The following is a 24,533-nucleotide window of genomic DNA, read 5'->3' on the forward strand; positions in this document are numbered from 1 at the left end:
TCTCCAAAAAGTGTTTGACTTGCTCATAAAATGTCTTATTAAAAAGACTTAAAATTAAACGTTGACGTATTGTTTTGTTTAGTTTTCAAAGAGCAATTTTCTCTGCTTCGTTTCTGAAGCAACTTAATCATCTTACCACATCATCAAGTATCTAGTCAACAACTTTTTTCAAAAAGTTTTTTTCGAAGTTTCAAAGGAACATGTCCAATCTTCATAATTAACTAGGCGCTCGAGGCGTGTATTGAAAATAATATCATCGTGTACAAGCAAAGTCAACACTATAAATTAATAATTTAATAGATTTTATTTATCGTATTCTAGCAACTGTTCCGCTTCCCTAATACAGATTTCAACTAGATTTCCTGCTTCTATAGATTTTCGCAGCAGTCTTGTAGCTTGACCTGCCCATAGTGACATATATTCTTGATTATTCTGTTTAGCTGCTTCCTTTCTAATATCCCCTGTCAATGAATTCTGTGTTGGGAAGGACATTGGTGAGATTCCACTTTTCTCAAAATCAGTAATGAATGTATTTTTAATCCCTCTAGCCGGACGTCCAGAAAATACTCTTGTTAGGACCGTACTTTCTTCATTGCTTTCATGCAAGGCTTGTTTATATGAAGGATGTGCTCCAGACTCTTGTGAAGTTAAAAACGCTGTCCCCATCTGAACACCTTCTGCTCCCAATGCTAGTGCAGCCACCAACCCTCTTCCATCCATTATACCTCCTGCAGCCACAACTGGGATGTTTACCGCATCCACTACTTGAGGAATGAGAGAAAACGTGCCAATGTTAGCCCCGTAAGGATTTTCACTTACATCGAATGTCCCCCTATGCCCTCCTGCATCACTTCCTTGTGCAACCAGGACATCGACCCCATTATTTTCTGCTAGAACAGCTTCCTTAACAGTCGTGATCATTGCCATCGTCTTTATTTCCAATGATTTTAATTTATCCATTTCAACAGGAGATAAAAGCCCAAACGCCGTACTAATAATCGGGACGTTCTCTTCTATTAAAATCTCAAATTGTTCTTTAAAGAGATTATCTGTATGTACCCTATTTCCCTTTGGAGCAATTAAAAATTTCTCGCGCATTTTATTAAGTACAGGTTGCACAGATTCTATTCCCTCTAAATTATCTTCCATGTTTGTGCTGAATAAATTAACAGCAAAAGGTTTTTTTGTGTTCGATTTTATTTTCCTAATGCTTTCACGAATCTCTTCAGGTTTCATATAGGCAGCACCAAGAGTCCCGAGTCCCCCTGCTTCCGAAACCGCAATCACGAGATCTGCATTAGCCGGGCCACCTGCCATCCCAGCTTGGATAATGGGATATTGAATCCCTAACAACTCACATAATTTTGTGTGTATCTTCATCTCGCATTTCCCCCTTAACACAAATAGTACATGCCCCTATTATAATTTAATAATAGAGGCATTTTGTAAAATTACACTTTTTTCACTAAGTATTCTTTCACCTGATCTCTAAGGGTAGCCTTTAGGAATTTCCCAACTGATGTTTTCGGTATTTCATTAATAAACAATACGTCATCTGGAATCCACCACTTTGCAAATTGTGGTGCAAGGAATTCCAATAATTCCTGTTTATCCACCTTATCCTGGTAAGCTTCCTTCAACACAACACAAGCAATCGGCCGCTCTTGCCATTCAGGATGCGGGATTGCAACGACACTTGCTTCAAATACAGCCTCATGTGCCATCAAGGCATTTTCAAGATCGACCGAAGAAATCCATTCGCCACCACTTTTTATCAAATCTTTTGTCCGGTCAACGAGCTTCACAACTCCCTCTTCGTCAACTGTTGCTACGTCTCCAGTATATAACCAGCCGTCCTTAAATGCATCCTGTGATCTATCATCCTTGTAGTATTCATCTGCGACCCATGGACCTCGTAGCATCAACTCTCCCATATCATTTCCATCCCATTTAACTTCACCATCAACACCGACAACTTTCATCTCCAATCCTGGAACTAGTAACCCTTGTTTTGATCGGATATCTAGTGTTTCATCTTCAGTAAGGTCTTGCTGATAGCTTTTCAACCTCGATAAAGTAGCCAGCGGAGTTGTCTCCGTCATCCCATACGCATGCAAGAATGGGATTTTATATTTTGTTTCGAATGCTTTAATCATTCCACGAGGAGCTGCAGATCCACCACAAAGAATAGCTCGAAGTGATGACGTGTCATACGAACCATTCTCTAGCTCTTTTAATAAACCAAGCCAAATGGTAGGTACTCCGGCAGTTATGGTTATTTTTTCATCTTGAATCAATTCAGCTATGAGTTTCGGTGTGAATTGAGGGCCTGGCAAAACCTGTGTTGTCCCAAACCAAGTTGCAGCAAACGGCAGACCCCATGCATTAGCATGGAACATCGGCACAACTGGCATAGCCACATCGTTTTCCGATACAGCAGCAGTATCTGCTAGGCCAAGGGCAAAGCTATGTAAAACAATGCCTCTATGGGAATAAACGACTCCTTTAGGATTCCCTGTAGTCGCTGATGTATAGCACATTCCGGCAGGATCGTTTTCATCTAAGTCTTTCTTAAAGGGGTGTTTGGGATTTGATTCTTCCAATAATTTTTCATAGGAATAAACAGGCGATAAGGTTGTATTCGGTAATTCAGGTTTATCTGTCATGATGATGTAAGCTTTTACTGTTTTAAACGTCGTGTGGATTTTCTCAACTAATGGTAATAGGTCTTCATCTACCAAAAGCACTTTGTCTTCAGCATGGTTAACAATGTACGAAATATGTTCAGGAGACAGTCTTAGATTGATGGTATGGAGTACCGCACCGATGCCCGGAGCTGCAAAATAGGTCTCAAGATGGCGATGGTGGTTCCAAGCTAGCGTTCCTACTCGTTCGCCTTTTTGCACTCCTATTTTTTCTAGTGCATGAGCAAGACGACGAGTCCGTTCACCGATTCCTTTATAAGTAAATCTTTGTATTCCAGACAGAGTCCGTGACACTACTTGTTTTTTTGCAAAGAATTTTTCCGCTCTTTCAAGAAGTGATCCAACCGTTAACGAAACATTCATCATAAGACATTCCCCTTTTCGCCAAATAGAGATATTAAAAGACTATGGTTTCATGACACTTCTGTTTATTATAGAGTTTGTATGTTCCCCTAATGAAGGAGGCTTAGATCCTTCTGTATTAAACAAATCAGCATGCATCCTGACCTGCCGCTCTCCCCAATAAGGTTCATTAATTTGTTTTGTATGGACAAAATAAGGATGTTCGCTTACCTCATTTACTTCTAGTACTGGGGTTAGACAGCAGTCCACACTCAAACCGAATAAACCCCATTCAGACATTGTCCTACTTTTAAAAAGATCTTTCATTTCTCTGAACGTCTCATTGGTATCTTCAGCTCTTGAATGATGGTACGGCAACCAATCCTCTCGCCCTACGGCGACGCAAAAATTTTGCCAAAACTTCTCTTCAAGTGCCCCAAAACTGACATACCTTTCATCTTTTGTTTCATAAAGTCCATACGAAACAATCGAACCACTTAAAACAGGGACTCCATGCTTGTAACCATTTATCTGGTCGTACAAAACATGGTTGGCCATTGTAGAAGCCATTACATCAGTGACAGAAACACAGTGATAACTTCCCTCACCCGTTTTTACCTTAGTGAGAAGGGCTGCTAATATTCTCTCACTTGCTGCTAAACCACCGAAATAATCCCCTAAGGTATGTGTCGGATGAATGGGTTTCCCATGATGATCCTTAAGTTGTGCCAATACTCCACTTAACGAAAGATAATTGATATCATGACTTCCCATGTGGCTGAGAGGACCGTTTTCTCCATACCCAGTAATGGAACAATAAACTATTTCAGGATGGACCTTCTTAATATCTTCATAGCCCAGACCTAGTCGGTTCATGACTCCCGGCCTAAAGCCTTCTATTATGACGTCCGCTTCCTTAATGATTTCAATAACTTTCTTTTTATCATCTTCATTTTTCAGGTTGAGAGCGACACTTTTTTTATTTCGATTATGGGCCTTAAAGACAATGCCAAACTCTCCTTCACCAACATTTTCCCCTCTTGCTAAATCACCTGTTAGGGGCTCAATCTTAATGACTTCCGCCCCTAGTTCAGCTAATCTTAGGGACGCGTATGGTCCAGGAATATAATATGAAAAGTCTACAATTCTAATACCTTCAAGCATCCCATTCCACTCCCTTATACGATAGGGGAAGAAGGTTTGTTTGGAGAAAGTTCCTCTTCCAATCGTTTTCGTAGTATGAATTTCTGGATTTTCCCACTGGCATTTCTCGGCATACTTTCAGAAAAAATGTAGCTTCTTGGTCGTTTATAGTTTGCTAGTTTGTCACTGTTCTTGCAGAAAAGATCCAGCTCTTCACTTGTTAGGGCAGAGTCTTTAGCAACAACGAAAGCAGTGACTGTCTCCCCCCATCTGTCATCAGGTTGTCCGATTACCGCCACATCAAGGACACCAGGATGCTCATACAGAAGATCTTCGACTTCACGGGGATACACATTTTCCCCACCACTAATGATCATGTCATCAACACGGTCCTTTACAAAAAGGAAACCTTCCTCATCCAGATAACCGATATCACCAGAACGGTACCACCCTTTATACATTGCCTTTTCCGTATCCTCGTCGCGATTGAAATATCCTGCCATCATGGACGGACCTTGGACAATGATTTCTCCTGGTTCACAGGGAGGTAAAATATCATCAGGATCAGAAGGACCATCTTCATTTGCCCTTACAATTCGTATTTCATGATTCAGAATCGCTTGACCAGCCGATCCAGCCTTTCGGATCTGATCTTCCTCAGCCAATACAGTAATGGCTGGCCCCATCTCTGTCATTCCGTATGCTTGAACTAGATTTACGCCAAGCTTCTCTTGACAAGCTCGAACAAGCACCGGAGCCATCGGGGCTGCCCCGTACAATCCTAAATTCAAGCTAGAAATATCGTACTTCCCTAGGTCCTCTTGGAGAATCATGTTCCACATTGTAGGGGCTGCGAAGAATTTCGTGATTTTTTCTTGTTCAATTTCCTGTAAAACTTGTGCTGGCTGAAAATGGTGCATGACCACGTTCGAAGCCCCAATATGTACGCGCGGTAAGAACGAACAATGCAGCTCAGCGCAATGGAACATCGGAGCGATAATCAACCCACGATCATGTTGGCTGAGTTTAGTAGACTGAATCAGCACCAAACTTTGTTCCACCATTTCTCGATGGCGATGAATGACTCCTTTCGGTCTTCCCGTTGTTCCGCTTGTATACATAATTGCATACGTATCCGTTTCTTCAACCTTTTCGGCTTGGAATTGAGCACATGCCTGTGTTACTTTCGTTTTGTAGTGCTTCGCATATTCAGGAACATCTTCATCTGTATACCAAAAAGATATGTGTTGAAACCTGTTTTCAATTCTGGCGACAACTGGTTCTAACGATTTTTCAAACAAAACGACCTTCGGGGAAGCATCTTGCAGGATGTATGCAACTTCTTCTGACATCAGTCGGAAATTGATAGGATTGAAAATGGCACCAAGCTTTGCACAGGCAAAAAAAGCAGTAGCCAGCTCTTCACGATTAAACAGAAACGTCGAGACTCGATCCCCTTTTTTCACACCTTTTGAACGTAGTGCATTTGCTAGACGATTTACTTCCTCATCCCACTCCGCATACGTCATTCGAACCTTACTTCTCGTATCGTATAAAGCTTCTTTTCCTGGGAATTTTTTTACGGTTAAATCAAAGATTTTTCCAATTGTAATCGTCATCGCCAATCCTCCCGACTTAGTCTATGATTCTTTCAATAATCGTAGCATTTGCCATTCCATGTCCCTCACACATTGTCTGCAATCCGTAGCGTCCACCCGTACGTTCCAGTTCACTCATCATCGAAATCATGATTCTAGCTCCACTGGCACCTAGTGGGTGACCAAGCGCAATGGCACCTCCATTTGGATTCAGTTTTTTTGGGTCAGCACCTGTTTCTTTTAGCCATGCCAACGTGACAGGCGCGAAAGCTTCGTTTACTTCAAAAACATCGATGTCATCAATAGAAAGACCTGATTTTTCTAGCGCTTTTTCTGTCGCTGGAATAGGGCCAGTCAACATTAATGTAGGATCAGAACCCACTACAACCCTCGTATGAATCAGGAATTTCGCTTTTAATCCTAGCTCTTCAGCCTTTTCACGACTCATGATCAATAGTGCTGCCGCACCGTCACTAATTTGACTTGCGTTCCCAGCGTGAATTTTCCCATTTTCCAAGAAAGCTGGTTTCAAGCCCGAAAGTGCCTCAAGCGTAGTCCCTTTTCTTGGACCAGCATCACTTGTAACAGTTATGGTTTCACCGTTCTCTAACGTAACCTGGATAGGCATGATTTCCGCATCAAAGTAACCTGCATTTTGTGCTTTCAATGCTTTCTCATGGCTTTCCAACGCAAACTGATCCAAGTCGTCCCTTGAGAATCCAAACTGATCCGCAATTCTTTCAGCGGATAACCCTTGATGGATCATTTCATGCTTATTTTTCAACTGGTCACTTAGAGGAGCTCCTTGGTAACTCGATCCGATTGGAATCCGGGACATACTTTCAACCCCACCCGCAACAACCACTTCCATGTCACCAGAAAGGATAGCTTGTGCTGCAAAATGAACGGCCTGCTGACTTGATCCACACTGTCTATCAATCGTCGTGCCAGGCACTTCAATTGGGAACCCAGCAATCAAAGCCGCAACCCGTGCGATATCCCCCGATTGTTCACCCACTTGTGATACACAGCCTAAAATTACATCGTCGATTAAACCCGGTTCAATTCCTGCGCGTTTTACCAATTCAGCCAAAACCGCTCCCGCCAAATCATCCGGACGAATATCCTTTAAATAGCCATTCCTTCTACCAACTGGAGTTCGAACTCCTTCAACTATGACTGCCTGTCTCATTGTGTCCTCCTTGATTGTACGTATTTTATAATCCTAAATTTTTCGCGATGATTGTCTTCATAATTTCGTTCGTTCCTGCATAAATGCTTGCTACCGGAATATCCCGATACCTTCTAGCAATCTTGTATTCTTCCATATATCCATAACCGCCGTGGAGCTGCATACACTCAGAAGCTACTTTTTTCGCTACTTCCGTCAATTTCCACTTAGCCATGGAGACCTTTGTGACTACATTTCTCGCTGCCATATGCTCTGCAATTAATTGATCAAGGAATGCTCTCCCCATTTCAATATCTGTAGCCATTTCCGCAATTTTGAATTGAGTGTTTTGGAATTGTCCTATCGACTTTCCAAATGCAGTTCTACTTTTCACATAGTCCATCGTTTGCTCTAGCATATCTTCAGCAGCAACTTGTGCAGCAATCGCCACAAGAAGACGTTCCTGCTGCAGCTTATCCATCATGTAAAGAAAACCTTTTCCCTCTTCTCCAAGAAGATTCTCTTTAGGAACACGGCAATCTTCAAAAATAAGTTCAGCTGTATCTTGGCAATGGAGACCCACTTTATTTAATTTTCTTCCTCTACTAAAACCAGGCGTGTCTCTTTCAATGACAAGTAAACTAATCCCTTTATGCTTAGGCACAACCTTCAAATCTGTTTTCACAGCTACGACGATTAAATCTGATTGAATCCCGTTTGTAATGAATGTCTTCTGGCCATTAACAATATAGTGATCACCATCCAGCACAGCGGTCGTCTGGATATTAGCTAAGTCTGATCCTGCTCCCGGCTCCGTCATCGCAATAGCCGTAATAATTTCCCCAGTCACACATTTTGGTAACCAGCGCTTCTTTTGCTCCTCATTTCCAAAGGCTGTGATATAAGGGACGACGATATCATTATGAAGGCCGATACCAACAGATCCAGAACCGACTCGCTCTAATTCCTCATTGATAATGACCGAGAATCCCCAATCCACTTCACTGCCTCCATATCCTTCAGGCAGGTCTGGACAAAGATACCCTTGTTCCCCCATCTTCTGCCAAAAAGAACGAGGAATTATCCGATCCTCTTCCCATTGTTCATAGAAAGGGTATGCCTCTTTGTCCAGGAACTTTCTCAATGATTTTCGGAAAATATCATGATCTTCCGTTAAATAGGGATGCTTCATAACTTTCACTCCTCAGTTGTAGTTAAAACCGCTTGATTGTGCGATTGTTTCAATTGATATTTCAATACTTTCCCTGATGCGTTTCTCGGAAGCTCCTTTTCTATAAAAAATCTTCTTGGAACTTTATAGCCCGCTAGTTTTTTTCGACAAAAATTCTTTAACTCAGATTCATCAATGGCTACACCCGCTTTAGGGACTACAACGCCACAGACTGCTTCACCCCATACTTCATCGGGCAAGCCGATGACTGCAGCCTCTAAAATGGAAGGATGCTCATATAACACCTGCTCCACTTCAATGGAATAGACATTTTCTCCTCCAGAAATGATCATGTCTTTCTTCCGGTCAACAAGAGTGATATACCCTTCATGATCAATCGTGGCTAAATCGCCCGTGTACAACCAACCTCCCTTAATCGCAGAAGCGGTTTCTTTCGGATTTTTATAATACTCTTTCATTACTGTATCTCCACGAAGAATGAACTCTCCCACTCCACCAGGCATAATGTCGTCTCCAGATTCTGTCACGACCCTCGCTTCAGATAGGAATACAGCTGTACCCCCTTTTCCGAGATGTTCTTTATGACCATAAGGATCAAGGTACACTCCACCTGGACCTGCTTCGGTCAAACCGCACAAGTTATAGAACTGATCTGTCTTGAATAATTCCATGCTTTTTCTCACTAATTCAGGTGCCATCGGTGCTGCACCATACCCACATCTCGTAATCGTGGACAAGTCATAATTTTTAGAATCTGGCACTTGAAGCAGGAAGTTATACATGGCAGGTACACCAAAGAAAAATGAAATTTTATGTTCTTGTATAGCCTGCAACACTTTTTGAGGATGGAAATCACGATGAATATAATGAGTGGCCCCTAACACCACACCAGAAATCAAGAACAAGTTAAGCTGGGCAGAATGAAACAGCGGGGCCAAATGGAGGAAACGGTCGTGCTGGTTCAACCCCATAGCAACCATCATAGAAACGCCCACTTTAAAAATCCTGTTATGGTCGAATAATGCTCCCTTTGGTCGTCCTGTCGTCCCAGATGTATAGAGAATTTCCAAATCATGCTGTTCGGTAAGCACCACTTCTGGGTCTTCCACCCTTTCAGACAGGATATGTTCATAGGATACATGCCCCTCTTTCAGAACTGGACCAACGACCACTACGTTTTTTATTCTTGATTTTTCTTTAGCCTCTAAAATAATTTCCTCAAAGTCTGAATCAATAATGGCAAGTATGCTATCCGACTGTTCTAGAATGTATTGGGTTTCAGAGGCAGTAAGTCGAGTGTTGACAGGTACAATGACCGCCCCAATTTTCGCTGCTGCAAAAAAAGCAAAAACAAAATAATCCGAGTTCTTCATCATCAGGGCAACTTTGTTACCCACATTAATTCCTAGAGTTAATAATCCATGTGCAAAACGGTTCACTTCTTCATTAAATCGTTGATAAGTGTAAGTTCTACCCTCACAATAGATAGCTAGCTTCTCTGGAAATTTCCTTGCGTTTTGAGCTACATAAGCACCAATATGCATAAACATCCCCCAATATGTCGTTTGCTATATTGAGATGCAATTATTGTGCCAATTTTCAAAATACTATATATTTATATATTTCTCGGCTTTATTGCTACATTCCTGTGTAACATATGTACATAATCATAAAAAAAGTGTCCATTTACCGGACACTTTTATTTACTAAGCTATATTTTTTTATTTTTTCATAAAGTCCTGACCTACTGATCCCTAGTAATCTTGCAGCTTCCGCTTTATTCCCTTTCGCTTGGTCTAATGCTTTTTGGATAGCCTGAATTTCCGCATCCTCAAAAAGGTTTCCCATAGGTTGTCGCATTATCTTTTCTTCATATATCATATAGTCCGGCAAATCTTCTTTTTGGATTTTCCCATGTTCTGCAAAAGTCATGGCTCTTTCTAAAACGTTTTTTAACTCCCGCACATTCCCAGGCCATTCATATTGTAGTAAAGCGGTCCTAGCTAATGAGGAAATACCGGTTATACTTGTCCCCAGTAATCGATTTAAATCCTTCATGATAATTTGAATAAGCGAATCAACATCCCTGCGCCTTTCACGAAGAGGAGGAATCAGTAACGAAATGACATTGAGACGATAATATAAATCCTCACGAAACTGGCCGTTTTTCACCATCTCCTCCAGATTTCGATTTGTAGCTGCGATAATCCGAACGTCAACCTTGATTCTAGTCGTTCCACCCACTCGATAAAATTCACGTTCTTGCAAGACCCTTAATAACTTAGCTTGCAAGGAAAGTGACATATCCCCGACTTCATCAAGAAAAAGGGTACCTCCATTGGCCAGGTCGAATTTTCCGATTTTACCCTTCTGTTTCGCCCCTGTAAACGCTCCTTCTTCATAACCAAAAAATTCTGATTCAAGCAAATCTTCAGGGATAGCCGCACAGTTCACCTCAACAAACTTTTCGTCACACCTAGCACTTCCATTATGTATGGCATGGGCGAATAATTCCTTACCCGTTCCACTTTCTCCCCTAATTAAAATAGTAGAACGTCCTTTAGCCGCCTTTGCCGCACTTCTTTTCAATTTCTCCATATAAGGGTCCACTGAGTAGATATGTTCCCAAGAAAACCTTGCTGACTCCGATTGTTTAAATTGTTTTTGATAGAAATTTGCTTTATTTTCTACCTTTTGTAATTTTTTCAATAGCTTGTTCACTTCATGCAGCTGACGGAACATGATTTTTCCGATAGCTCCTATAACCTGTCCATCCTGCATGATTGGAATACGGTGCACGATATATGAAATTCCGTTCCGTTCCTGAAAATCACTAAACTCTGCCATTTGGGTTTCAAAAACGTGTGAAAGCTGGAGTGTTGGTAAAACATCATTGATTCGGTGACCCATCACTTGTTCCCGGGTTAGGTCGAACAATTCTAATAACGGAGGATTCACCATTTCTACAAGTCCGTTTTTATCCGTCATGATAATACCGTCATAAGCGTTTTCCAACGCAGTTTCCAACATTATCTTTAAATTTTTGACGGTTTGTAAATCCTCTGCCATCCTTTCAATTTCCGATATATCATGGAATAAGGCAATATACCCTTTTTGTTCATCCGGTCTTTGATAAGTGGTGAGAAAAACAACAGTTTTGTATTTAGGAAAAGTCATTGAGATAAATTTCCTGTCCTCCTGCTTGTCCCTTGTATGTACCAATCCTTCAAGTTCCGGAAAAATCCTCGTCATTTGATGTTGAAGAATTTCAGATAGTCTTTTCCCACTCATTGCGCATAAACGGTCATTGCAATATGTAATAACACTATGTTCATTGGTCATAAATACACCAATAGGGGCATGAGAGAGAATGGTTTCAAATTGTTCTTTCAATAGATTAGAAGAATCCAAGAGGGCAAGGACCATATCTGTTTTCGTAAAAAGCCCTGCTACTTCACCAGACTGTTGTAGTACCACACCCGTTCCAACCGGGCTTTTCTGAACCATTTTCTCTACTTGTTCAAAAGGAGTATCAGTTCGTAATGTAAAAGCTTCTTTTTTTATAGACCCTTCGATTGGCGTCTGTAACTCGTGCCCCTCTAAGATCATTTTGTACATTTCACTTCTCGTAAATACTCCGATTAATTTACCTCCTTCATCCGTTACAGGAAGCAAGTTCCACTTATGACGTAACATATATTGTATCGCTTCCCCTAAAGTGGTTTCCGCTGTAATTTTCCCTTCAAACCTTGAAATGATTTCCTCAAACCGAATCATAATAACCCTCCCTTCCGATAAATATTATCTAAATATTATAAATTTAATACTATCGGAATGAGGACCAATTTACAATTGTTCCAGTAATAGAAAAAAGCCAGTACGAATAGTGGTGTACTGGCTTTACAAGTAATCTATTATTTAGGTTGCATTCTAATTCCGCCATCCAATCTAATCGTTTCACCGTTTAACATCGGATTCTCTACTATTGACCCAACCAGTTGACCATATTCAGCAGGATAACCCAATCTAGTTGGGAATGGAACCATTTTCCCTAATGATTCACGAGCTTCTTCTGGTAATGAATCAAACATAGGAGTATGGAATAGACCGGGCGCAATCGTCATGACCCTTATCCCAAATGGAGCTAGCTCCCTTGCAATCGGAAGTGTCATTCCCACCACTCCACCTTTGGAGGCACTATATGCAGCTTGACCTATTTGGCCTTCGAAAGCAGCCACAGAAGCCGTGTTAATAATGACACCTCTTTCTCCTGTTTCAAACACCTCATTTTGAACCATTTTTTCAGCAGCCAGTCTTATGATATTAAAGGTTCCAACTAAGTTTACTCCGATTACCTTGGAAAATAACCCTAAATCATGAACACCTTTTTTACTTAATACCTTGCTAGCAATTCCAATTCCAGCACAGTTTATAACCGTGTTCAATCCTCCCATTTTATCCGCTGCATACTCAATCGCTTGGATCACATCTTCCTCCCTTGTCACATCCGTTTTTATGTAAGCTACTTTTTCTCCTAACTCAGCACATAATTTCTCTGCCCGTTCATCAGCAAGATCGACAATGACTGCTTTACCTCCGTTTGCCACTATATGTCTGACCGTTGCCTCCCCTAAACCAGAAGCCCCACCCGTTACTAACGCACAACTTTGTTCTAATTTCATTCTAATAACCTCCTAAACTATTATTACTTTTTTAACTTGCAAGTTTTATACCAACCTTAAAATTAAGCATTGTCGTAAAAACGTATTCATAAAGGGAAAAATAATGTACAAAATTTGGACACTTAGGTTTGATTTTCGGACATTAGTAAACTTGGCTAGCGCCAAGCCTAAGTGGCGATTGCCTAGTTACACTTATACTTTAATCCTAAAATTGGGCGTGACGTCGCCTTACTTCTTTGCTGCCAATTTATACATTCTTAAAGTATAAAAAAACCGCAGTCCTAAGTGGACTACGGTTTAAATGATTAGATTAAGAAAATAAAGTAACTCAAGAAGATTACGAACAATCCATACATGATTGGATGAATTTCTTTGATTCTACCTTTTACAATCATAGTGATTGGGTAGAAGACAAATCCAATCGCAATCCCAGTTGCGATGCTGTAAGTTAAAGGCATTGCGATAATCGTTAAGAATGCAGGAACTGCGATTTCAAAACGATCCCATTCAATGTTTTTCACAGAGGATACCATCAGAACCCCTACTATGATTAAAGCAGGTGCCGTTACAGGAGCTGTAATGACAGATAGTAACGGGAAGAAGAAAATAGATAGTATGAAAAACAAACCTGTTACAATGGCAGCAAAACCAGATTTTGCACCCGCTGCAACACCAGCTGATGATTCAATATAAGATGTCGTTGTAGACGTTCCAAAAATTGCTCCAACTACGATTGCTAAAGAATCCGCAAATAAACCTTTTCCTGCTCTAGGAAGAATGTTCCCTTTCATTAAACCTGCTTGGTTCGCAACTGCCACTAAAGTTCCGGCAGTATCGAAGAAAGCTACGAAAAGGAAAGTCAGAATAACAACTAGAATTTGAATAGTGAACAATTTTTCTCCAGGATCAGCAAATGCTTCAAAAGCAGCGCCAAAAGTAGGAGATAAGCTTGGTACAGCACCAACGATTTGTTTAGGTACATCGATTAGACCAAACATCATACCAACGATCGATGTAACCACCATACCGATGAAAATTCCGCCATTCCAACCTCTTGTCATCATCACGACTGTAATGACTAATCCGAAAATAGCTAGCAATGCATTACCATTCGAAAGATCACCAAGACCAACTAAAACTGCATCATTGTTTACAATAACTCCTGCATTTTGGAAACCGATAAATGTGATGAATAACCCAATACCAGCTCCAACTGCGTATTTCAATTCAACCGGAATAGCATTTATGATTTTTTCACGTATACCCGAAAGTGATAATGCTACGAAGATAACCCCTGAAATTAATACCCCTGTAAGAGCTGTCTGCCAAGGAATACCGTATGTCAACACAACTGTATAAGCAAAAAACGCGTTCAATCCCATACCTGGTGCCAATGAAATTGGATACTTGGCTATTATACCCATGAGTATCGATCCTACTGCGGCTGCAAGAGCTGTTGCAACGAAGACCGCTCCATAATCCATACGCATTGCGTCTGGTAGATCAGGAATACTTTGCAAAGATAAAGTAAGTGGATTCACGACAAGGATGTAAGCCATAGCCAAGAAAGTCGTTAATCCCCCAATAATTTCGCGACGATAGTTTGTACCTAACTCTTCAAACTGAAAATACTTCTTCATTCTCGTTTCCCTCCGAAATGGAAATGTCATGGAATACAGGTTTTTGACAACAAAAAAGCTTCGTTTCCGCTGTGGACGAAGCTTGACAGTACGAGAAGTGAAAGAATTTGGTTAAGGCTTCCTGCATTTACAAGAACTAATAGCCTAGTACTCTTCCACATCGTAGTCAAGCCGTTCACGGCAGCTTGGTAGAAACTTTTGGGCCATATCCCCAATACTATACGACGTATGATTGATTGAATTATGATTGCATATTCATAGTAACAGGTAAGCAAAATAGTGTCAATAAAAAAGGCGAACATTTTTTTATGTTCGCCTTCTTTCGTTCGTATTTTACTGTTACTCCCACTCAATCGTTGCAGGTGGTTTACTTGTAATATCATAAACGACACGATTAACGTGAGCCACTTCATTAACGATTCTGACTGAGATTTTTTCAAGTACATCCCATGGAATGCGCGCCCAATCGGAGGTCATGCCATCGATAGATGTAACTGCACGAATACCAATGGTATAGTCATACGTACGGGCATCTCCCATAACTCCTACACTACGGATATTCGGAAGCACAGTAAAGTATTGCCAAATATCACGATCAAGACCAGCTTTTTTGATTTCATCACGTAGGATATAGTCAGACTCACGAACGATTTCTAGCTTGTCTTCTGTAATTTCTCCAAGTACACGAATACCTAGACCTGGACCTGGGAATGGCTGTCTCCATACTACTTCATCAGGCATACCTAATTCCGTTCCAAGTGCACGAACTTCATCCTTGAAAAGTGTATTCAGGGGCTCTATCAATTTAAATTGCATATCCTCGGGAAGTCCACCTACATTGTGGTGGGATTTGATCGTTTGAGCCGTTGCTGTTCCACTCTCAATAATATCCGTATATAAAGTACCTTGTGCTAGGTAATCAATTCCCTCAAGCTTCGCAGCTTCATCGTCAAAAACATAAATGAATTCGTTACCGATGATTTTACGTTTTTGTTCAGGGTCAGATACTCCATTTAGCTTAGCCATGAAACGGTCTTTTGCATCAACCTTGATGACATTCATGTTAAAGCCTTCCGTAAAGGTCTTCATAACGCCTTCCGCTTCTCCTTTACGAAGCAATCCATGGTCAACAAAAATACAGGTTAGTTGATCTCCAATAGCCTTATGGATTAATACCGCAACTACAGAAGAATCAACGCCACCACTTAGTGCGCAAAGAACTTTTTTATCGCCAACTTCTTGACGGATTTTCTCTATCTCGATTTCAATGAAGTTTTCCATGGACCAGTCGCCTTTGCTTCCACATACTCCGAAGACAAAGTTCTTTAACAACTCATTCCCGAATTCAGAGTGACGTACTTCAGGATGGAATTGAACTGCATAAAGATTTCTAGAAGAATCGCTCATCGCTGCAATCGGGCATGATGCATTCGTCGCATCAATCGTAAAGCCTTCAGGCGTTTCTACAACTAAGTCACCGTGGCTCATCCAAACCGTTTGCTCTATTGGAAGACCATGGAATAACTTCGCACCTTCTTCAACTTGCAATGTTGCTTTTCCATACTCACGATGCTTGGCTTTTTCTACCTTCCCGCCAAAGTGTACTGTCATTAATTGCATACCGTAACAAATTCCCATTACAGGGATACCCATTTCAAATATGCCTTCATCGCAGCGGAATGATTGTTCGTCATACACACTGTTCGGGCCACCAGATAAAATAATACCTGTTGGATTCAATGCCTTTAATTCTTCCACAGTAACCGTATGTGGGTGAAGCTCACTATAAACGCCAAATTCACGAATCCTTCTCGTGATTAATTGATTGTATTGACTTCCAAAGTCTAATACAACGATCATTTCCTGATTATGCAGTTCAGTTTTTCCTGGCACAACTAGTCACCTCTTCTGTAGTATCAAGTCTTTAAATTGTAGGAGAAGCCGTCATTACATTAGTTTTGGCAAAACTTCACAAGTGTATCAATATTTTTATGAAAATAATTTCCAATAGCTTTATATAAAGAAAAAACTAGAATCTGCTTAGCAGAATTCTAGTTGTATCTTCATTCGATAGCTTGACACATTGCTTGATAAAGTATGTACAAAACAAAAGTATATACAAAACGGCAATGCATCCCCCATAGTCAGATCATTTACGGCGATCCGGTAGAAACTTTCGACCCATATTGTCGAGGATATACGAAGGAAAACACGGTTATCTATTAAGTTCCGTTTTATTGTAACAATACCCTAAAATAATGGTCAAGCTATTGTTCTTTTAATTAAATTTTCCCACAATTCGCGCGATTGCTCCCATTCTTCTTTTGATTGTTTGCCTCCGTATACCACTTTTTCATAATTCTTAGTAAGCTTTTTCATGTCGTTGATCATGAAATAGGAGTCAATATAGTTGGCATAATCCCATAAAGTTTGATGGGGCTGTCTCATTAGTCCATATCTTTGCAGTTCTTTTAGAAGGACTGGATACGCACGCAAGAAAGCTTCCTCAGATTGGATACTTCTATAATAGAATAACCAGAATCTAGGTAACAGTTTCCCACGATTTTTATAGATCGCATATAAAATACCCGAAATAACAAGGATATAGAATAAGAATTTGAACAGGTTTTCTTTTAGGTAAACCACAGTATTCTCAATTTGCTCCTGTAATGAGAACTTCTTCGTATTTTTTTTCGTTTCATCTTTCACTTCAGGTTGTGGTTGATTAGGTTGAGTTTTTTCTTCCAGAGGTTTATCATCCACATTTTCATTTGCATTGATTGTTGACTCGAACCTAGTACGGTTTGAAAAACCTTTAGTCGGTTCGAACGGCACCCACCCTATAGTTGGAAAATATACTTCTACCCATGAATGAGCATTGTTATTTGAAATTTCATATGTCGAGCGTCCGCTTTTCGTTTCCAATAATTGACCATCAGAATAACCTTTTACCCATTTAGCAGGAATTCCAATGGAACGAAGCATGACCACCATTGAAGTGGAAAAATTATCACAATATCCTCTCATCGTTTCAAATAGGAATTGATCAACATAATCTTGGTTTTCTTCAGGGTACGGAATATCTACTCGATCATAGACAAAGTCTGGGTTGTCGAAGTGATTCTCAATTGCCTTCACTTTGTCATACCAATTTTCTTTATCAGCAGTTAAGGATTCTGCTAACTCCCTTACTCTAGAAGGGATGGTATTTGGCAGATTGGTATAGCGTTCTGGCATAATCGCATAGACAGTATCCATCACCGTTGGATCATTGGTATTAGAAACAAATTCATCGGTTATTTTCCTTAGTTCATCTAAGTTAAAAACAGGCACCTGATAATCTATGGAGTACTGGGATATTAGAGGAAGCCCCCCCGCTACCTTTTCGTCCATGCCTCGGAAAACATATTGACTCTCCTTCTGATCAGCAGTTATCTTCGTAAATGCTAAGGGTTCTGGGTATGGAACATGTTGATATCCCACTTGAATTTTTACTTGATCGGTATGTTTGAATGCCTTGAATCCAAGAGGGTATTTAAAATATTCAACCTCTTCACCGTTTCTGAAAGCAAAGTCCCCAGCACGACTATCGATATAAGGCTCCCATCCCTTACCGGTATATACGTCTTTACTCTCTATCTTCCAATAATGTTTAGTGTCAGCTGTGGCAGTGAATATAACCGTATCATCTTCTTCAAAATCTCCGCCTAACTTTGAATCATCCTCACCGTATCCTACCTTCTTCGTTCCTTCATCATCTTTAAATTTCTCTGAATAAGATATGATGTAAGGGACAGGATCTGGCCATTGTGGTTTATGCTTAGGCATTGCAAATCCAGTCGCAGCTCCGACTAATATGAATATCAGCAATGGGACTAACCATTTTTTTAAAAAGGTAGATTCCATAGATAGTCGTTCTTCTAAAGTCAATCGATATAGCGCTAACAACCCTAAGGTTAAAAGCCCAATGACTAGTACCCGAACAATAGCGGCATTTCCATCATACGGTGAAAATGTATCTAGAACCGTAATGAAAACAACGGTCATAAAGAAAAACAGGAACAGTTTTCTTCTTATTACCACCCAGTAATGAACTAGATAGGTCATTAAAGCCAACAATAAAAAGAACAATAACGTCTGAAATGAGTAGGTTATTTCAGACCAATCTTGACTAATCATTAAGGAGAAATTATTCGCAATTTCTGTTGACCACACTACTAACCATTTAGGGTTAACGAAAAATATTCCCTCAAAATATAATTTGTGTATGCTCCATAATATGTAGATGGATAAAATGATAAATCGGAATACGAATCTCCATCGCAAATATTGTAAAAGGAAAGCAAGACCCATAAAAATAATGAACACGGATAGGTTGCTTGTTTCAGTTAGAATCTCAAGCGGCCTCATCCATTCCCATAATAAAAATAAACCTGCTATATAAAATAGTAAGTTACCTACCTTTTCTAATCTGTTCAGGTGAAGGTTCATCTTCTTCCCACCTCCGCCAATGCAAGTTCCCATTCTCCTTCTGCTAAAAATTTAAGCGTTATACCTCGAACTCGAGCCATTTCCTCAAGTTTGACTTCCGATTCTTTGTTGGAATGATCTTTCTTGACCACAAAAATAGCAGCAGGTCGGTTTCGTTTAAAGTTTGATAAAGCCCTTAATGTTTCTTCCGTAAAATGAGAAGTTACCATTAAGAAGGAAAGATTGGATGGCAAGTACTGATCACTGCCTTTAAGAACCATTTCCAAGGTTGTTTTTGTGTTATCTTCTACCTTAGCAAGCTGGTATAGGATTTTTTGCTTCTGAGCGTCTCCACCCCGTATCAAGAGCATCTCATTTAGGTCATTTGTTCCTGTAAATCCTACTTGTACTCCCCTTTTAATGATTGAATGCGCCAATGAAGCCGTGAGGGAAACCAATTCTTCAAAAGTTTCTGAAGGGAACTGGTCCAAAATAACAAATACATCCTGGCTTTTGCGCTCTTCAAATTCTTTTGTCATGATTTCGTTCCTTTTGGCGGTCGCCTTCCAATCAATCCAACCTAGACGATCTCCCGGTTGGTAATCACGAATGCCAGACACGATAGAGGTATCCCTACGCATTTTCACAACCGATGCAGTCTGGCCTTGCTCATAAAAGGCAACCATTTGTTTAAAACGGAGGTCGTTGTATTTGGGGATTACTAATAATTTACCTTCAAATTTCATTACATACGATTTTTGAAATAGCCCTAACATATCCCCTGTTTTAATGACTACATTCTTGAAGACATGCTCACCTCTAACAAGATTGTTAATATGGTAATCTAGTTTAATAGATTTTCTAAAACCCGGAAATACTAGTTTCTTTGTCGTGACTGTAGAGTATTTAGCTAGCTTTTCTGGCAAAATATCTTCCACCACTAAGTAATGAAGTGGGAAACTAAATCGGCGGGAAAGTTCCAGTTTAATACTCACATCATCTCCGGCTTGATATGAGGAAGCTGTAATGATCCTTTGTACTCTAAAGTCTCTAAGCGAATAGAAGAATAAGAGTATTGCGTAGATTCCAAACGGAAGAAAACAATAAAACAAAAACCAACTGACAAATCCCCCTTGGAACATGGCATATACGAAGCTTAAGCCAATCATCATCAACAATGCGATCATCTTCGTATAAGGTTGTATTGCATGTAAATATTTCTTCATCACTATTTCACTAGCCTTTGGACCGGAACCGGTATTTTTGTAAGAATCCTTTGCACTAACTCTTCCGTACTAATGCCATCGTATTTAGCCTCAGATTTTAAAATGATTCGATGTGAAAATACAAATGGTGCCAAGTATTGCACGTCGTCAGGCAGTACATATTCCCTTGCATTGATGAATGCATAAGCCTGTGCAGCTTTCATTAACGCAATTGAACCACGGGGACTAGCCCCTAAATATACATTCGGATCCTTCCTTGTCTTGTTAGCCAGGTCAACAATATATCGTTTGATCGTATCATCTACATACACCTGCTTAACTTCTTGTTGAAGCGCACGGACCTCTTCTAAGCTTATGACAGCATCCAATTCTTCAATAGGGTGCATGAGCTGGGCACGAGTTAAAACTTCCATTTCTTCTGATGCATCAGGATAGCCCATTTTCATTTTTAAAAGGAAACGATCTAGTTGGGCTTCAGGTAAAGGATATGTACCTTCATACTCTATAGGATTCTGTGTGGCCATAACAAAGAAAGGCTGCTCCAATTTTCTTGTCACTCCATCTACTGTTACACTTGCCTCTTCCATTCCTTCTAGCAAGGCCGATTGTGTCTTAGGAGACGTACGATTTATTTCATCAGCTAAAATAATATTTCCCATGATAGGACCCGGACGAAAGATAAACTCCTGCTCTCGAGGATTAAATATAGACGTGCCTGTAACATCTGATGGTAACAAATCAGGAGTGAACTGAATCCGTTTAAAGTTTGCGCTGATTGATTTTGCTAACGAACGAACCATCATCGTTTTCCCTACACCAGGTACATCCTCTAGTAAGACATGTCCTTCTGCAAGAAGTGCCACAAGGCTCAACTCCGAAATATCTCTTTTTCCAATAATCACTTTATCTATATTTTCTAAAATAGTTTCAATGATAGGGTTCCTTTGCTTGTAAACCATGTAATCCTCCCGAATAACGTTGAATTTTGTAATATTTTGTATCTTTAATTATTATTCTATTTCGAATCTCCAAATACCTTTCAATCACACTATTTCTATTCAGATTTTTCAGACTCAATATGTTAAACGAGAAAAATGAGCGAAAAGTTGCAGGTGATCATTGAATACAAATTCAATAAAAGCCTATGAGGAATATAAGTTAGGAGGTGAAAAGTTGACAGAAAAAATGCTCGCAACGATAGTCGCGAGCATTTTTCTTATCCTTCTTGTTGTTGGTTTAATACACTGTGCCTTCTTCCATAGATGAAGTATACGAATAAACCAATGATTAACCATACACCAAATGCGATCCAGGTAGTAGATGGCAATTGTAAGATTAGGTATCCACAGAAGACGAAAGCAAGGATTGGAATGAGCGGAACCCAAGGCACCCGGAATCCTCTTCCTTCTGGAACACTTTTGTTTTTACGTAATACTAAAATCCCTACAGAAACTGTCATGAATGCAAATAAAGTACCGATATTCGTTAATTCTGCTAATTTACCTAATGGCACAAATCCAGCAAAAATTGCAACGATCAAGCAAGTGATCCAAGAATTCACAACTGGAGTTTGCTTCTTTTTATCTACACGAGATAAAACTTTTGGCAATAATCCATCACGGCTGATTGCATAGAATAAACGAGTTTGTCCATACATCATTACTAATAGAACCGTTGTAATACCTGTTATAGCACCTAGAGAGATAAAACCAGCCACCCAATCTTGGTGGATAAAGTTTAAAGCGAATGCTACAGGATTTTTTACATCTAACATGTTGTAAGGAACAATCCCTGTAAGAATAGCAGCAACTACAATATAAAGGATCGTACATACAAGTAGCGATGTAATGATACCAATTGGCATATTTCTTTGAGGATTCTTCACCTCTTCCGCAGCGGTTGAAACTGCATCAAAACCGATATAAGCAAAGAATACTGTAGCCGCTCCAGTAGCTACACCAGAGAAACCAAATGGCATAAATGGAGTCCAGTTAGCAGGTTCCACGTACCAAACACCTACTGCAATAAACAACAATACAACAAATAGCTTAATAAAAACCATTACTGTATTAAACTTAGCAGATTTCTTTACGCCTTGTGTCAATAATAGAGTAATGATAAAGACTATAATAATAGCTGGTATATCAACGAATGTACCTTTGGTAGGATCATACGCACTCGTGAGGGCATCTGGCAAATGTAATCCAAATCCTGCGAGCAAGCCTTGGAAATAGCCCGACCATCCACTGGCGACGGCTGACGACGCTAATCCGTACTCAAGAATTAAGTCCCATCCCAATATCCAGGCAATAAACTCACCAAATGTGGCATAGCTATACGTGTAAGCGCTCCCAGATACCGGAACACTAGATGCGAACTCAGCGTAACATAGCGCAGCAAACACACATGCCAAACCTGCGATAATAAATGATAGGATCAAAGCAGGACCCGCATGTTTTGCAGCCGCAACCCCAGTCAGAACGAAGATCCCCGTTCCAATGATGGCCCCGATTCCTAACATCGTTAAATCAAAGGCACCTAAATCCTTTTTTAAAGTTATATCTTTCTGTCCTGTCTCTCTAATAAGAGCATCAATGGACTTTTTTCTAAATAGACTCATGCACCTTCACCTCTACAATCACAAAAATATATTCGACAAATTTCAACAGAAATTTCGTCTTTAGTTATAATATATTCATTTTTCTAAAAATACAATCTTTTTGTGAATATTTTATTTAGAAATATTAATTTTTTGTTAATTTTCCTGATTTCATATATATAATTAGTTATTTTTTACTATTTTAACCATAATAATTATTCGAATATCTAAATAAAATTACTTTTTTAGCAAAAATAAAATCCCTCGAAAAATAATTTTCGAAGGATTTATTAATTTTTTTTATTGAAAAACTTCCTCCAAATAGTGTAGGGAAGGTCCATATCCTTTTTGCTTGATCTTTTCTTGAAAGAACGGAATGATTTTTTGATCTGATATACTTCTAAAAGTGGTCGAAGCAACTACCTCCAACCTCCATTCTTCCTTTGAAAACGTAATTTCAGTGTCTTCAGAATTCGACTCATTCTTTAGCACAATGTCTTGCACAGAAGGATAGACCAATCCTTCCACATCATAAAACGTATTAACAAACTCTTGTTTTAATGGTGGATGCTTCTCTATGCGTGCAGGTAAAATCTGATTCAACGCTCTTATATAAGCTTCTGATCTTGATAAATGGGAGTATTCGAATGCTTTATCTTCTACTAATTGGGATATACTCTTCCCTCCATCCATCGCCTTTTGAGGTACAGAGAAAACCGAAGCATCAAAACGTGCAACAGCTGCTTTAGTTTGGTCAATTAACACAGATGTTCCAGCGAAGGCAGCCTGATCGACAGCTAAACTGGATTGTTCCTTTACCACGTATACTTTTGCGATATTAATTACGATGACAAATAAAATGAGCACAATTCCTAATAACCATAACATGTAAAAGACAGCATTACCTCTTTCATTCGTTAGGTATCTCATTGGACCAGTACCCTACCGACTGCGTCCATGCTCAAAGAAACTGACGTTTTGTCCTTCCATTGTGGTGGAACAAAAATAAGAAAGTGCTCTGATTCTAGTGTCATAGTAAATCTACCATCCGCACCAGGTGTAACCCTCAGCCCTTCATAACTAATAACCGAGCTGCTACCTATAGCTTCTTTCGCTATCAATTCCGCTTCCACTGTATCATTCGTGGATGCAAATGTTTTGGCTGCATCATTCAATGCGGTTTTTGCCGAAAGAACTGCATATCCAGAAGCCACTACCTGCCAGAGGAGGAGAAAAAACATAAAATAAAAAGGCAAGATTCCCAGAAACTCTAAACTGACTGATCCCTCTTCGTTTTTAAATGCCTTTCTCATTTAGAAAACTTCTCCTTTTCGGCAAGTACTCTGTTAATCTTGAATTGTAAATACCAGATATGGAACAGAGTCACAGGCACAGGGCGGATGATTTCTTCATTCCAATGATCATTCAACATTTCTCTAACTCTGAATGCCGCATATAATACTATCCCCAAGCCATACATCGTAACAATATAATCCAAGCTATCTTTAAGCTCTAGACCATATTCAGTAAGAATAAAAGGACCAAAAACCAAGGCTAATAATGAAACAATAGATAAACCTAGAACAGTGACGATTCCATTTAAGGGTAAAGGAACATTAGAAGAAAGGGATTGAAGTGCTTTTCTTCTCGTAATGAACCAATAAGGAACGTACATGCCAAATGTTAAATAGCTAGCCAGTACCATGAATAGTATGTTTGTCTTCTTAAAACCTAAATGTTCATCAAGCTCGATTCGATGCTCCAT

The 24,533-nt window shown here is 39.8% G+C and carries 18 protein-coding genes and 2 riboswitches; all 18 genes read right to left on the bottom strand.

Going from position 1 to position 24,533, the window contains the following annotated elements:
- Positions 1-303: 303 nt before the first annotated feature.
- The 18 genes from G3O09_RS18545 to G3O09_RS18630 all read right to left on the bottom strand — a co-directional run bounded on the left by G3O09_RS18545 (position 304) and on the right by G3O09_RS18630 (position 24,533).
- On the bottom strand, positions 304-1,380 hold the full coding sequence (locus G3O09_RS18545; RefSeq protein ID WP_163102935.1) for an NAD(P)H-dependent flavin oxidoreductase: 1,077 nt from the start codon (positions 1,378-1,380) through the stop codon (positions 304-306).
- Between the two features lie 71 nt (positions 1,381-1,451).
- Complete coding sequence (locus G3O09_RS18550; RefSeq protein WP_163102936.1) at positions 1,452-3,071, bottom strand: long-chain fatty acid--CoA ligase; 1,620 nt, start codon at positions 3,069-3,071, stop codon at positions 1,452-1,454.
- 39 nt (positions 3,072-3,110) lie between these two features.
- Positions 3,111-4,211 carry a CaiB/BaiF CoA transferase family protein gene (locus G3O09_RS18555; RefSeq protein ID WP_163102937.1) on the bottom strand — a complete coding sequence of 367 codons (1,101 nt, stop codon included), beginning with the start codon at positions 4,209-4,211 and terminating at the stop codon, positions 3,111-3,113.
- A gap of 14 nt (positions 4,212-4,225) precedes the next feature.
- Positions 4,226-5,809 (bottom strand): fatty acid--CoA ligase, encoded by a 1,584-nt coding sequence (locus G3O09_RS18560; RefSeq protein ID WP_163102938.1) that lies wholly within the window; start codon positions 5,807-5,809, stop codon positions 4,226-4,228.
- Positions 5,810-5,825: 16 nt separating this feature from the next.
- Positions 5,826-6,980 carry a thiolase family protein gene (locus G3O09_RS18565; protein ID WP_163102939.1) on the bottom strand — a complete coding sequence of 385 codons (1,155 nt, stop codon included), beginning with the start codon at positions 6,978-6,980 and terminating at the stop codon, positions 5,826-5,828.
- A 25-nt stretch (positions 6,981-7,005) separates the two neighbouring features.
- A complete protein-coding gene (locus G3O09_RS18570; protein WP_163102940.1) occupies positions 7,006-8,151 on the bottom strand; it encodes an acyl-CoA dehydrogenase family protein in 1,146 nt (381 codons plus the stop codon).
- A gap of 5 nt (positions 8,152-8,156) precedes the next feature.
- Entirely contained in the window at positions 8,157-9,695 is a 1,539-nt protein-coding gene (locus tag G3O09_RS18575; protein WP_163102941.1) for an acyl-CoA synthetase, read from the bottom strand.
- A 142-nt stretch (positions 9,696-9,837) separates the two neighbouring features.
- Entirely contained in the window at positions 9,838-11,928 is a 2,091-nt protein-coding gene (locus G3O09_RS18580) for a sigma-54-dependent Fis family transcriptional regulator (RefSeq protein WP_163102942.1), read from the bottom strand.
- Positions 11,929-12,065: 137 nt separating this feature from the next.
- On the bottom strand, positions 12,066-12,833 hold the full coding sequence (locus G3O09_RS18585; protein WP_163102943.1) for a 3-hydroxyacyl-CoA dehydrogenase: 768 nt from the start codon (positions 12,831-12,833) through the stop codon (positions 12,066-12,068).
- Positions 12,834-13,138: 305 nt separating this feature from the next.
- On the bottom strand, positions 13,139-14,473 hold the full coding sequence (locus G3O09_RS18590; RefSeq protein WP_163102944.1) for an NCS2 family permease: 1,335 nt from the start codon (positions 14,471-14,473) through the stop codon (positions 13,139-13,141).
- 143 nt (positions 14,474-14,616) lie between these two features.
- Positions 14,617-14,718, bottom strand: a riboswitch (purine riboswitch).
- A gap of 94 nt (positions 14,719-14,812) precedes the next feature.
- Positions 14,813-16,333, bottom strand: a complete 1,521-nt coding sequence (gene guaA, locus G3O09_RS18595; protein ID WP_163102979.1) for a glutamine-hydrolyzing GMP synthase — start codon at positions 16,331-16,333, stop codon at positions 14,813-14,815.
- A 261-nt stretch (positions 16,334-16,594) separates the two neighbouring features.
- A riboswitch (purine riboswitch) is annotated at positions 16,595-16,696 on the bottom strand.
- 39 nt (positions 16,697-16,735) lie between these two features.
- On the bottom strand, positions 16,736-18,964 hold the full coding sequence (locus G3O09_RS18600) for a DUF4129 domain-containing transglutaminase family protein (RefSeq protein ID WP_163102945.1): 2,229 nt from the start codon (positions 18,962-18,964) through the stop codon (positions 16,736-16,738).
- Entirely contained in the window at positions 18,961-20,169 is a 1,209-nt protein-coding gene (locus G3O09_RS18605) for a DUF58 domain-containing protein (RefSeq protein WP_163102946.1), read from the bottom strand. The genes G3O09_RS18600 and G3O09_RS18605 overlap by 4 nt, the downstream gene beginning before the upstream one ends.
- 2 nt (positions 20,170-20,171) lie before the next feature.
- A complete protein-coding gene (locus G3O09_RS18610; protein WP_163102947.1) occupies positions 20,172-21,128 on the bottom strand; it encodes an AAA family ATPase in 957 nt (318 codons plus the stop codon).
- 257 nt (positions 21,129-21,385) lie between these two features.
- On the bottom strand, positions 21,386-22,789 hold the full coding sequence (locus tag G3O09_RS18615; RefSeq protein ID WP_163102948.1) for a branched-chain amino acid transporter BcaP: 1,404 nt from the start codon (positions 22,787-22,789) through the stop codon (positions 21,386-21,388).
- Positions 22,790-23,068: 279 nt separating this feature from the next.
- A complete protein-coding gene (locus G3O09_RS18620; protein WP_163102949.1) occupies positions 23,069-23,698 on the bottom strand; it encodes a TadE/TadG family type IV pilus assembly protein in 630 nt (209 codons plus the stop codon).
- Complete coding sequence (locus G3O09_RS18625; RefSeq protein WP_163102950.1) at positions 23,695-24,081, bottom strand: pilus assembly protein; 387 nt, start codon at positions 24,079-24,081, stop codon at positions 23,695-23,697. The genes G3O09_RS18620 and G3O09_RS18625 overlap by 4 nt, the downstream gene beginning before the upstream one ends.
- Complete coding sequence (locus G3O09_RS18630; RefSeq protein WP_163102951.1) at positions 24,078-24,533, bottom strand: DUF4234 domain-containing protein; 456 nt, start codon at positions 24,531-24,533, stop codon at positions 24,078-24,080. The genes G3O09_RS18625 and G3O09_RS18630 overlap by 4 nt, the downstream gene beginning before the upstream one ends.

The organism is Peribacillus alkalitolerans (assembly GCF_010882125.1).
In the GTDB taxonomy this organism is placed as follows: domain Bacteria; phylum Bacillota; class Bacilli; order Bacillales; family DSM-1321; genus Bacillus_BN; species Bacillus_BN alkalitolerans.

Excerpts from the sequence above, each read along its gene's own strand:
- G3O09_RS18545 (WP_163102935.1), bottom strand. The coding sequence starts at position 1,380 with ATGAAGATACACACAAAATTATGTGAGTTGTTAGGGATTCAATATCCC.
- G3O09_RS18550 (WP_163102936.1), bottom strand. The coding sequence starts at position 3,071 with ATGATGAATGTTTCGTTAACGGTTGGATCACTTCTTGAAAGAGCGGAA.
- G3O09_RS18555 (WP_163102937.1), bottom strand. The coding sequence starts at position 4,211 with ATGCTTGAAGGTATTAGAATTGTAGACTTTTCATATTATATTCCTGGA.
- G3O09_RS18560 (WP_163102938.1), bottom strand. The coding sequence starts at position 5,809 with ATGACGATTACAATTGGAAAAATCTTTGATTTAACCGTAAAAAAATTC.
- G3O09_RS18565 (WP_163102939.1), bottom strand. The coding sequence starts at position 6,980 with ATGAGACAGGCAGTCATAGTTGAAGGAGTTCGAACTCCAGTTGGTAGA.
- G3O09_RS18570 (WP_163102940.1), bottom strand. The coding sequence starts at position 8,151 with ATGAAGCATCCCTATTTAACGGAAGATCATGATATTTTCCGAAAATCA.
- G3O09_RS18575 (WP_163102941.1), bottom strand. The coding sequence starts at position 9,695 with ATGCATATTGGTGCTTATGTAGCTCAAAACGCAAGGAAATTTCCAGAG.
- G3O09_RS18580 (WP_163102942.1), bottom strand. The coding sequence starts at position 11,928 with ATGATTCGGTTTGAGGAAATCATTTCAAGGTTTGAAGGGAAAATTACA.
- G3O09_RS18585 (WP_163102943.1), bottom strand. The coding sequence starts at position 12,833 with ATGAAATTAGAACAAAGTTGTGCGTTAGTAACGGGTGGGGCTTCTGGT.
- G3O09_RS18590 (WP_163102944.1), bottom strand. The coding sequence starts at position 14,473 with ATGAAGAAGTATTTTCAGTTTGAAGAGTTAGGTACAAACTATCGTCGC.
- guaA (WP_163102979.1), bottom strand. The coding sequence starts at position 16,333 with ATGATCGTTGTATTAGACTTTGGAAGTCAATACAATCAATTAATCACG.
- G3O09_RS18600 (WP_163102945.1), bottom strand. The coding sequence starts at position 18,964 with ATGAACCTTCACCTGAACAGATTAGAAAAGGTAGGTAACTTACTATTT.
- G3O09_RS18605 (WP_163102946.1), bottom strand. The coding sequence starts at position 20,169 with ATGAAGAAATATTTACATGCAATACAACCTTATACGAAGATGATCGCA.
- G3O09_RS18610 (WP_163102947.1), bottom strand. The coding sequence starts at position 21,128 with ATGGTTTACAAGCAAAGGAACCCTATCATTGAAACTATTTTAGAAAAT.
- G3O09_RS18615 (WP_163102948.1), bottom strand. The coding sequence starts at position 22,789 with ATGAGTCTATTTAGAAAAAAGTCCATTGATGCTCTTATTAGAGAGACA.
- G3O09_RS18620 (WP_163102949.1), bottom strand. The coding sequence starts at position 23,698 with ATGAGATACCTAACGAATGAAAGAGGTAATGCTGTCTTTTACATGTTA.
- G3O09_RS18625 (WP_163102950.1), bottom strand. The coding sequence starts at position 24,081 with ATGAGAAAGGCATTTAAAAACGAAGAGGGATCAGTCAGTTTAGAGTTT.
- G3O09_RS18630 (WP_163102951.1), bottom strand. The coding sequence starts at position 24,533 with ATGGAGCATCGAATCGAGCTTGATGAACATTTAGGTTTTAAGAAGACA.